This is a genomic window from Clavibacter lycopersici, assembly GCF_003576405.1.
In the GTDB taxonomy this organism is placed as follows: domain Bacteria; phylum Actinomycetota; class Actinomycetes; order Actinomycetales; family Microbacteriaceae; genus Clavibacter; species Clavibacter lycopersici.
The window spans coordinates 1-10004 of record NZ_QWGT01000090.1; the positions used below are offsets into that span (position 1 = coordinate 1).

Consider the following 10004-nt stretch of genomic DNA (forward strand, 5'->3'; position numbering starts at 1 on the left):
TCGGTGGCGGCCACCGCCATCGCCGTCGCCGCGCTCTCCGGCGCCCTGCGCGCGGGGATCTCCGCGCTGCGGTCGCGCCCGATCGCCGCGGCCCCCGCGTGATCCCCGCGTGATCCCTGCGACGGCCGCCCGCCGTACCCCGACCCCGACCCGAGAGGACCACGTGCGCTCCCGCACCACCGCTCCCGCACTCCTGGCCGGCCTTGCGCTAGCCCTCACCGCCTGCTCGACCGCTCCCGCCGACGCGCCGCCAGCGGATCCGACCGCCGACGAGCAGGGCGAGGGCCACGGCGCCGTCTCGGGAGCCGCCGAGCTCTCGGAGCCCCGCCTCGGCCTGACGTCGATCGACCCCACCGGTGCCGTCACGCACCTCGACCTCCTCGACGAGTCGGTCGCCGACCTCGGCTCCATCGGGGCACCGACCGCCATGGCCACGGACGGCCGCTACCTCCTCGCGCAGACCGACGCGGGCGTCGAGATCGTCGACAGCGGCGTCTGGACCTGGGACCACGTCGACCACTTCCACTACTACCGCGCGGATCCCCGCCTCCTCGGCACGGTCGAGGGCGCGGGCACCGCGACCGTCGCCACCACCAACCTCTCGACCACGGGCGGTACGGGCCTCTTCTTCCCCGACTCCGGCGAGGCCGTGCTGCTCGACACCGAGGCGCTGTCGAAGGGCGAGGTCGAGGAGTCGTTCCGCCTCGACGGCGAGCCCGGGCCCGGCATGGTCGTGCCCGTCGGATCCACCGCGCTCGTCACCGAGGGGCAGGGCGCGGACGCGACCGTCGTCGGCTACACGGCCGAGGGCGAGCGCACCGGCCTCGTCGAGTCGTGCACGGCTCCCGAGGGCACCATCACGACGCGCGTCGGCGCCGTCATCGGCTGCTCCGACGGCGCCCTCCTCGCGAGCGTGGACGGCGACGAGCTGAGCGTGGAGCGGATCCCGTACCCCGATGGCACGACGGCCCCCGCCGCCACGTCGTTCGACAACCGCGAGGGCCGCCCCACGGTCGCCGGCCTCGCGGGCGACCAGGGCATCTGGCTGCTGGACACGCGCGAGCGCGCCTGGACGCTGCTGCCCGCTCCCGCTCCGCTCGTGCACGTGTCGGCCGTCGACGACGCCGACGACCACCTCCTCGCCCTCACGACGGACGGCCGCGTGCTCGTGATGTCCGCGGTCGACGGCGCTGTGCTCGCCGACACCGGACCGCTCGTGGCCGACTCGCTGGCCGAAGGCCGGATCCCGACCCTCGTCGCCGACCAGCAGCGCGCCTACCTCGCGGGCCCGGTCGAGAGGCGCCTGCACGAGATCGACTTCGCCGACGACGCCCGCGTCTCCCGCACCTTCGACGCCGAGACCGAGCCGGCGTTCACCGCGGAGACCGGCCGATGAGCGCGCGCGGGATTCGCACGGCGCTCTCCGCGACGGCCGCCGCCGCCGCGACCGCCCTCGCCCTCACGGGCTGCGCGACCGCGGGCGACGACCGCCCGACCGTCTACGTCTCGACCAACATCCTCGGCGACGTGGTGGAGGAGCTCGTCGGCGAGGAGGCGGAGGTCGTGACGCTGATGAAGCCGAACGCGGATCCGCACTCGTTCGAGATCTCCGCGCAGCAGGCCGCCGGCCTCCGCTCCGCCGACCTCGTGGTCTCCAACGGCCTCGGCCTCGAGGAGGGGCTGCAGCAGCACCTCGACTCGGCGGCGGCCGCCGACGTGCCGACGTTCGTCGCGGGCGACGCCATCGCGGTCCTCGAGTACGCCGAGGGCGACGCGGAGGGCATGCCCGACTCGCACTTCTGGACGGATCCGGCGCGCATGGTCGACGTCGTCGACGCGCTCGAACCCGCGCTCGCGGGCATCGACGGCGTGGATCCCGCGGGGCTCGCCGCGCGCACGGCCGCCTACCGCGCCGAGCTCGAGGCCCTCGACGCCGAGATGACCGACGCGTTCGCCGCGATCCCCGCGGAGCGCCGCGCCCTCGTCACCAACCACCACGTCTTCGGGTACCTCGCCGACCGCTTCGGCTTCGAGGTCGTCGGCGCCGTGATCCCCGGCGGCACCACCCTCGCCGCGCCCTCCGCCAGCGACCTCGCCGACCTCGTGTCGGCGGTCGAGGAGACCGGCGTCCCCACGATCTTCGCGGAGTCCTCATCGCCCGACCGCCTCGTGCAGGCGCTGGCGAGCGAGGCCGACATCCGCGTGGAGGTGGTCGAGCTGTTCACGGAGTCCCTCACGGGTGCCGAGGGCGGCGCTCCCGACTACCTCTCCATGATGCGCGTCAACACGCAGCGCATCGCCACCGGGCTCTCCCCCTGAGCGCCTGCGATCCATCACACAGAGAAGGAACCACCATGCGCACCCCACGCCTCCGACGGACCGGCTACGCCGCCGTCGCCCTGGGACTCGCCGCGACGCTCGCGGCCTGCTCCACCCCCGCCCCGGAGGGCTCCCCGTCCTCCGGGTCCGCGGCCGGATCCGGCGAGGCAGCCGGACCCCGCCTCGCCGTCTCCTACGAGGGCGGCATCCTCGTCCTCGACGGCGAGACCCTCGAGACCGTCTCGGACTTCGACTCCGAGGAGTTCACCCGCCTCAACCCCGCGGGCGACGACCGTCACGTCATGGTCACGATGGGCGACGGCTTCCAGGTGCTCGACACCGCGGCCGGCAGCGCCGACGAGGCCGAGCTGACCGACACCGTCTTCGAGGCCGACACCCCCGGCCACGTCGTCCGCCACGCGGGCAAGACGATCCTCTACGCCGACGGCACGAGCGACACCACGGTCTTCGACACCGCGGCGCTCGCCTCCACCGACGGCATGCCGGACGTCGAGACGATCGAGGGCGTCGAGGCGCACCACGGCGTCTCGATCGTGCTCGAGGACGGCACCTTCCTCACCACCGTCGGGAACGCCGACGGCCGCAACGGCATCGAGGCGCGGGACGCATCCGGCGCGGTCATCGCGCAGAGCGACCAGTGCCCCGGCGTCCACGGCGAGGGCACCGCGGCCGGCGAGGTCGTCGTCTTCGGCTGCGAGGACGGCGCGCTCCTCTACGACGACGGCGAGATCACGAAGCTCACCGCACCCGACCAGCCGTACGGCCGCATGGGCAACGCCTACGTGAGCGAGACCAGCCCGATCATCGTCGGCGACTACAAGTCCGACCGCGACGCCGAGGGCTACCTGCTCGAGGCACTGACCCTGATCGACACCGAGGCGAGGACCTACGAGGTCGTGGACATGCCCGAGGGCGTGGGCTACACCTTCCGCGACGTCGCGCGCGGCCCGGACGAGAAGGCGTACATCATCGCCTCGGACGGCCAGATCCACGTGCTCGACCCCGCGACCGGCGAGCTGACCGACGCGTTCCCCGTCATGGACGCGTGGGACGGCCCCGTCGAGTGGCAGGACCCGCACCCCTCCATCGTCGTGGTCGACGGCATCGGCTACGTGAGCGAGCCGTCCGCGAACGCCGTCCACGCGGTCGACCTGACCACGGGCGAGGTGCTCACCAGCGCCACGCTCGACGTCACGCCGAACGAGATGGCGGTCGCCGCGGGCTAGACCGCAGCCGATCGCGAGGGGCGCGGGACCGTGGGTCCCGCGCCCCTCGCCGTCATGTCCGGACCGGCATCCGCGCAGGCACGCGGGCTACCCTGGACGCATGCTGCAGCCGGACCCGATCGTCCACCTGACCCGACGCGCCCGCGTCGGGCAGCAGGCGTTCCCGAACCGGCTCCTCCTCACCAAGCGCACGTCCGGCACGAACGGCTGGATGAGCCTGTGGGGCAGCAACGCGCACGGCGAGATCGCCGGCTGCCCGCCGCCGGCCGAGTAGGCCCGCTCCCGTCGACCCCGACGCCGGAGCGGATCCGCATCCCCGCTCACGCTCGCTCGACGGAAGACCCCATGACCGCATCCGCTCCCCTGCCCGCCCCTCCCCACGCACCCGCGCCGTCCGGCCGCGGCGCCCGCCTGTCGCGGTTCCTCAGCCGCGACACCACCGGCGGGATCCTGCTGCTCGTCGCGACCGTGCTCGCGCTCGTCATCGCCAACAGCCCCGCGGTGGACCTCTACGACCGGGTCCGCGCCTTCACCTTCGGCCCCGAGGCGCTCCACCTCGACCTCAGCGTGGGCGCGTGGGCGGCCGACGGCCTGCTGGCGATCTTCTTCTTCGTGGTCGGCCTCGAGCTCAAGCAGGAGTTCGTCGCCGGATCCCTCCGCGACCCCCGCGTCGCGGCCCTGCCCATCGCGGCCGCGGTCGGCGGCGTGATCGTGCCCGCCGGCATCTTCACGCTCATCAACCGGGACGCGGGCGCCGAGGCGCTGCAGGGCTGGGCGATCCCGGCCGCGACCGACATCGCGTTCGCGGTGGCCGTGATCGCCGTCGTCGGCAGGCGGCTCCCGCCCGCGCTCCGCACGTTCCTGCTCACGCTCGCGGTCGTCGACGACCTGCTGGCCATCACGATCATCGCCGTCTTCTACACGGCGAGCATCGCGTTCGTGCCGCTGCTGCTCGCGCTCGTGCCGCTCGCCGCGTTCGGGTTCCTCGTGCAGCGCGGCGTGCGCGCGTGGTACCTGCTCATCCCGCTCGGGTTCGCCGCGTGGGCGCTCGTGCACGCCTCCGGGATCCACGCCACCATCGCGGGCGTCGCCCTCGGCCTGCTCGTCCCCGCGATCGCGTCGGCGCGCGCCGGCGTCACGCACCGCGACGCCTCCGGACACGAGGAGCGCCACCCGCTCACGCACCACTTCGCCGAGCGGTGGAGCCCCGTCTCCGCGGGCGTCGCCGTGCCGGTCTTCGCGTTCTTCTCCGCGGGCGTCGCCGTGGGCGGGTTCGAGGGGCTCGCCGCGTCGCTCTCCGACAGCGTCGCGTCCGGCATCATCGTCGCGCTCGTGGTGGGCAAGGCCGTGGGGATCACGGGGGCGGCGCTGCTCGTCACCCGCCTCCCCGGGATCCGCCTCGACCCGAGCCTCAAGTGGATCGACGTGCTCGGCCTGTCGTTCGTGGCCGGCATCGGCTTCACGGTCTCGCTCCTCGTGGGCGAGCTGGCCTACGGATCCGGCAGCCCGCAGGACGACGTCGTGAAGGTCGGCGTGCTCGTCGGGTCGCTCATCGCAGCGATCGTCGGCGGCACGATCCTCGGGATCCGCGACCGGCAGGCCGCGCGCCCCGCGGATCAGACGGTGCGGAGCAGCCCCGCCAGCGAGTCGAGCGCACCCGGCACCAGCCGGTAGTACGCCCACGTGCCGCGCTTGTCGCGGGTCAGGATGCCGGCGTCGACGAGCACCTTGAGGTGGTGCGACACCGTGGACTGGCCGAGGCCGAGGGGCTCGGTGAGGTCGCAGACGCAGGCCTCCTGGCCGTCGTGCGCGGCGACCATGGAGATGAGCCGGAGCCGGGCCGGATCCGCGATCGCGCGCAGCGACCGGGCCAGCTTCTCGGCGTTCTCGGCGCCCATCGCCTCCCGGGTGAGCGGCGCGCAGCACGCGGTCACGTCGGTGAGGGGGAGCATGTCGAGGACGGCCATGCGGTCGATCCTCCCATACATCGACACGCGTCGATGTCCTGGATATGCTCGGTCCATCGACGCTCGTCGATGCACCCTGCTCCTCGCCCTCGACCGGAAGCCGTGATCCCGCCGATGCCCCCTGTCGCCCCCGCCCCCGCCCGCCTCGGCACGACCGACCGGCTGCTGCCGGTGTGGATCCTCGCCGCGATGGGCGCCGGCCTCCTGCTCGCGGTCTTCGCACCGGCGGTCGGGGAGGCGCTGCACGCGTTCAGCGTCGGGTCGGTGAGCGTGCCGATCGCGGTCGGGCTGCTGGTGATGATGTACCCGGTGCTCGCGAAGGTCCGCTACTCGGACGCCCGGCAGGTGGCCGGCGACCGGCGGCTGCTGATCTCGTCGCTCGCCATGAACTGGATCCTCGGCCCGGCCCTCATGTTCGCCCTCGCCTGGCTGCTGCTCCCCGACCTGCCGGAGTACCGCACCGGCCTCATCATCGTGGGCCTCGCGCGCTGCATCGCGATGGTGCTGATCTGGAACGACCTCGCGTGCGGCGACCGGGAGGCCGCGGCCTTCCTGGTGGCGGTCAACAGCGTCTTCCAGGTGCTGGCGTTCGGTGCGCTGGGCTGGTTCTACCTCCAGCTCCTGCCGTCGTGGCTGGGGCTCGCGACGACGAGCGCGGAGTTCTCGTTCTGGGCGATCACCGCGAGCGTCCTGGTGTTCCTCGGGATCCCGCTGCTCGCCGGCTACCTGTCCCGCCGCATCGGCGAACGCGCGAAGGGCCGCGCATGGTACGAGGAGCGGTTCCTGCCGAAGGTCGGGCCGTTCGCGCTCTACGGCCTGCTGTTCACGATCGTGATGCTGTTCGCCCTCCAGGGGCAGCAGGTCATCGACCGGCCGCTGGACGTCGTGCGGATCGCCGTGCCGCTGATGATCTACTTCGCCGTCACGTTCCTCGTCGGGTTCCTGCTCGGCAAGGCCGTGGGGCTCGGCTACGAGCGCACCACGACCCTCGCGTTCACCGCGGCGGGCAACAACTTCGAGCTCGCCATCGCCGTCGCGATCGGGACCTTCGGCGCCACCTCCGGCCAGGCCCTCGCGGGGATCGTCGGCCCGCTGATCGAGGTGCCCGCCCTGCTCGCGCTGGTCTACGCCGCCCTGTGGCTCCGCCCTCGTCTGTTCCCCGCTCGGACCACCGACACGGCTGCTGCCGCCCCCGCCCTCGACCCGGTCGCCGACCGGGCCTGACCCCTCACCGCACACGTCAAGGAGCTCCCGATGACCGATCCCACCACCGCTGCCCCGACCGTCCTGTTCGTCTGCATCCACAACGCCGGCCGCTCGCAGATGGCCGCCGGGTACATGCGCGAGCTCTCCGGCGGCGCCGTGCAGGTCCGCTCCGGCGGATCCGAGCCCGGCGACCAGATCAACCCCGTCGCGATCCAGGCCATGGCCGAGGAGGGCATCGACATCTCCCGGGCCGTCCCGCAGCTCATGACCACGGAGCAGGTGAAGGACTCCGACGTCGTCATCACGATGGGCTGCGGCGACGTCTGCCCGATCTTCCCCGGCAAGCGCTACGAGGACTGGGAGCTCACCGACCCCAAGGGCAAGGGCCTGGATGAGGTCCGCCCCATCCGCGACGACATCAAGGGCCGCGTGGAGGCGCTCCTCGCCGAGCTCCTGCCGGCGACGGGTCGACCGCTCCCCGTCTGACCGCCCGGCCCGCTCGATATCGTGGGCCCACCCGCGTGACCCGCGCGGCGAACGAGGAGGTCCGCCATGAGCAGCTACGCCGTCACCGATCCGAGCACCGGCGAGACGGTCGCCGAGCATCCCGAGATCACCGACCAGGAGCTGCAGGACGCGATCGCCGCCGCAGAGGGCGCCTACCGCGGCTGGTCGCGCCGCACCTCGATCGCCCAGCGCGCCGCCCTCGTCGCCCGCGTCGCCGAGCTGCACGTGGAGCGCCGCGAGGAGCTCGCGCGGATCATCGTGCGCGAGATGGGCAAGCCCCTCGACCAGGCCCTCGGCGAGGTCGACTTCGCCGCAGACATCTACGGCTACTACGCCCGGAACGCCGAGGAGTTCCTCGCCGATGAGCCCATCGAGCTCTCCGACGGCAGCGGATCCGCGTTCGTGCGCCGCTCCGGGCTCGGCGTGCTGCTCGGGATCATGCCGTGGAACTTCCCGTACTACCAGGTGGCCCGGTTCGCGGGACCCGCCATCGTCACGGGCAACGCGATCCTGCTCAAGCACGCGCCGCAGTGCCCGGAGTCGGCCGAGGCGATCCAGCGCATCTACCGCGACGCGGCCGCCGAGCTGGACGCCGACCCGGGCGTCTACGTGAGCGTGCTCGCCACGAACGCGCAGATCGAGGGCGTCATCGCCGATCCGCGCGTGCAGGGCGTCTCCGTCACGGGATCCGAGCGGGCGGGCGCCGCCGTCGCCGAGATCGCGGGCCGGCACCTCAAGAAGGTCGTGCTCGAGCTCGGCGGATCCGACCCGTTCATCCTCCTGTCGACCGACGACCTCGACGCCGCCGTCACCGATGCCGTGAACGCCCGCCTCGACAACAACGGCCAGAGCTGCAACGGCGCCAAGCGCTTCCTCGTGATCGACCACCTCTACGACGACTTCGCCGCGCGCTTCACCGCCGCGATCACGGCCGCCCAGCCCGCGGATCCGATGGCCGACGGCACCGTGCTCGGCCCGCTCTCCTCGCGCGCCGCGACCGAGCGCCTCACCGAGCAGCTGGCCCGCGCGGTGGACCAGGGCGCCACCGTCCTCGCGAGCGGCGAGCCCCGCGGCAACCTGTTCCCGCCCGCGGTGCTCGCCGGCGTGACCCCCGAGATGGACGCCTACCGCGAGGAGTTCTTCGGCCCCGTCGCCGCGCTCTACCGCGTGGCCGACGAGGAGGAGGCGGTCGCGCTCGCGAACGACACCCCGTTCGGCCTGGGCTCCTACGTCTACACGACCGACCCGGAGCAGGCGCTGCGGGTCGCCGACGGCATCGACGCGGGCATGGTCTGGATCAACCTCGTGCTGGGCGACGCGGCCGAGCTCCCGTTCGGCGGCGTCAAGCGCTCGGGCTCCGGCCGCGAGCTCGGCCGCCACGCGGTGGACGAGTTCGCGAACCGGAAGCTGATCCGCATCGCGTGAGGCCTGTACGCCCCTGCGCAGTGCGACGGGGGCGCGCAGCCGTCTGCGAGGCGCGGCTGGCGAATACCCTGCACCCATGACGGATTCGCACGACACCGCCCTCCGCCCGCGATCCCGCGCGTGGATGCTCGGCTGGCTGAGCCTCCTCGGCCCGGTTGGCGTCGTCGCGTCCATCGTGCTCGTGCAGCTGCTCGGGGAGGTGCAGCTCTACGGCGGGGTGATCCTGTTCTCGGCGGTGTCGATCGTCACGTGCATCCTCGGGATCGCGGCCGTGCGGCGCGGGATCCGCGACGCGAAGCGGCATGCGGCGGAGCGCCCGCGGCTGATCGGCGGCGGCATCGCGGTGGGCGCGCTCGGCGCGCTCGCGTCCGGTGCCGTGGTGCTCGTCGTCGGCGGGCTCCTCTTCGCGCTCTCCCAGTACGGCCGGGCCTAGCGGCGACCGGGCGGGTCAGTCCGCAGGCGCCACCGACGGCCCCGTGCGCCCGGCCACCGCGTCGGCGAGCCCGGCGGCGATGACGTCCACCGGATCCGGCAGGGCCGCGATCGCCGCGGAGAGCTCCCGGCTCCGCGCGCCGTAGGACGGCGTGGTGAGGACGTCGTGCACGGCGCGGCGGATGGCGTCCGGCCGCGGCGTGCCCGTCCGGAGGTCCCGCCCGCACCCGGCCCAGGCGACGCGGGCCGCGACCTCGGGCTTGTCCTCCGTGGATCCCGCGACGACGAGCGGCAGGCCGTGCGCGAGCACCCGCTGCACGCCGCCGAACCCGCCGTTCGTGACGACCGCGCTGCACAGCGGGAGCAGCAGGTCGTAGGGGAGGAACTCGGCCACGCGGGCGTTGGCGGGCAGCGCGGTGCCGAGCGCGCGCTCCACCTCCGAGACCGGGCGCCCGCCCGTGCACGCGACGACGAGCACGTCCTCGTCGGCGAGGGCGCGCAGGGTCGGGGCGATGAGCCGGCCGAGGTCGACGTTGTCGATGGTGCCCTGGGTGACGTGCACGACCGCGCGGTCGCCGTCCAGGTCCGACCACCAGTCCGGGAGCGCCGGGTCGTCCACGCAGCCGACCGCGTCCCTCAGCGGGCCGACGAAGCGGACGGTGGCGGGCAGCTCCCGGCGCGGGTACTCGAGCTCGGCGACGCCCAGCTGGAACAGCGCGTCGAAGCACCGGTAGGCGAAGTCGAAGGTGTCCGTCCGGGAGGGCGCCGCGCCGATCTCCGCCAGCGCCGCGTCCGCCGCCCTCCGCAGCGGCACGGTGAGCCAAGATGAAGAGGGGCTCGCCGCCCGACTCGCTCTCGACGATCTCGGTGATCGTGTAGCCGGCGACACCGGGAGGCGTGA

11 protein-coding genes are annotated in these 10004 nt (G+C 73.5%); 9 read left to right on the plus strand and 2 right to left on the minus strand.

The window, feature by feature from the left end; all coding sequences use genetic code 11:
• Positions 1–163: 163 nt before the first annotated feature.
• The 5 genes from DZG00_RS07835 to nhaA all read left to right on the plus strand — a co-directional run bounded on the left by DZG00_RS07835 (position 164) and on the right by nhaA (position 5240).
• Positions 164–1396, plus strand: coding sequence for an ABC transporter (locus DZG00_RS07835; RefSeq protein ID WP_119381849.1), 1233 nt, complete (start codon positions 164–166; stop codon positions 1394–1396).
• Entirely contained in the window at positions 1393–2319 is a 927-nt protein-coding gene (aztC, locus tag DZG00_RS07840) for a zinc ABC transporter substrate-binding protein AztC (protein WP_199688912.1), read from the plus strand. Before DZG00_RS07835 ends, aztC begins: the two co-directional genes overlap by 4 nt.
• A 35-nt stretch (positions 2320–2354) precedes the next feature.
• Entirely contained in the window at positions 2355–3566 is a 1212-nt protein-coding gene (gene aztD, locus DZG00_RS07845; protein WP_119381850.1) for a zinc metallochaperone AztD, read from the plus strand.
• A gap of 100 nt (positions 3567–3666) precedes the next feature.
• Complete coding sequence (locus DZG00_RS16990; RefSeq protein WP_158586977.1) at positions 3667–3840, plus strand: hypothetical protein; 174 nt, start codon at positions 3667–3669, stop codon at positions 3838–3840.
• Positions 3841–3911: 71 nt separating this feature from the next.
• Positions 3912–5240 carry a Na+/H+ antiporter NhaA gene (nhaA, locus tag DZG00_RS07850; protein WP_119381851.1) on the plus strand — a complete coding sequence of 443 codons (1329 nt, stop codon included), beginning with the start codon at positions 3912–3914 and terminating at the stop codon, positions 5238–5240.
• On the opposite strand, the gene DZG00_RS07855 is transcribed toward nhaA, so the two are convergent.
• Entirely contained in the window at positions 5183–5533 is a 351-nt protein-coding gene (locus DZG00_RS07855; RefSeq protein ID WP_119381852.1) for an ArsR/SmtB family transcription factor, read from the minus strand. The genes nhaA and DZG00_RS07855 overlap by 58 nt on opposite strands.
• A gap of 114 nt (positions 5534–5647) precedes the next feature.
• Between DZG00_RS07855 and arsB the strand changes: the two genes are divergently transcribed.
• The 4 genes from arsB (at position 5648) to DZG00_RS07875 (ending at position 9104) form a co-directional block, all read left to right on the plus strand.
• A complete protein-coding gene (gene arsB, locus DZG00_RS07860; RefSeq protein WP_119381856.1) occupies positions 5648–6757 on the plus strand; it encodes an ACR3 family arsenite efflux transporter in 1110 nt (369 codons plus the stop codon).
• 30 nt (positions 6758–6787) lie between these two features.
• Positions 6788–7225, plus strand: a complete 438-nt coding sequence (locus DZG00_RS07865; RefSeq protein WP_119381853.1) for an arsenate reductase ArsC — start codon at positions 6788–6790, stop codon at positions 7223–7225.
• Between the two features lie 66 nt (positions 7226–7291).
• Positions 7292–8671: an NAD-dependent succinate-semialdehyde dehydrogenase gene (locus tag DZG00_RS07870; protein WP_119381854.1), complete on the plus strand. Its 1380-nt coding sequence runs from the start codon at positions 7292–7294 to the stop codon at positions 8669–8671.
• A gap of 76 nt (positions 8672–8747) precedes the next feature.
• Entirely contained in the window at positions 8748–9104 is a 357-nt protein-coding gene (locus DZG00_RS07875; protein ID WP_119455511.1) for a hypothetical protein, read from the plus strand.
• 15 nt (positions 9105–9119) lie between these two features.
• Here DZG00_RS07875 and DZG00_RS07880 read toward each other — a convergent pair whose 3' ends face one another.
• The gene (locus DZG00_RS07880) at positions 9120–9917 is read right to left on the minus strand and encodes a glycosyltransferase (RefSeq protein WP_233550100.1); all 798 of its coding nucleotides are present in this window, start codon (positions 9915–9917) and stop codon (positions 9120–9122) included.
• Positions 9918–10004: the final 87 nt, after the last annotated feature.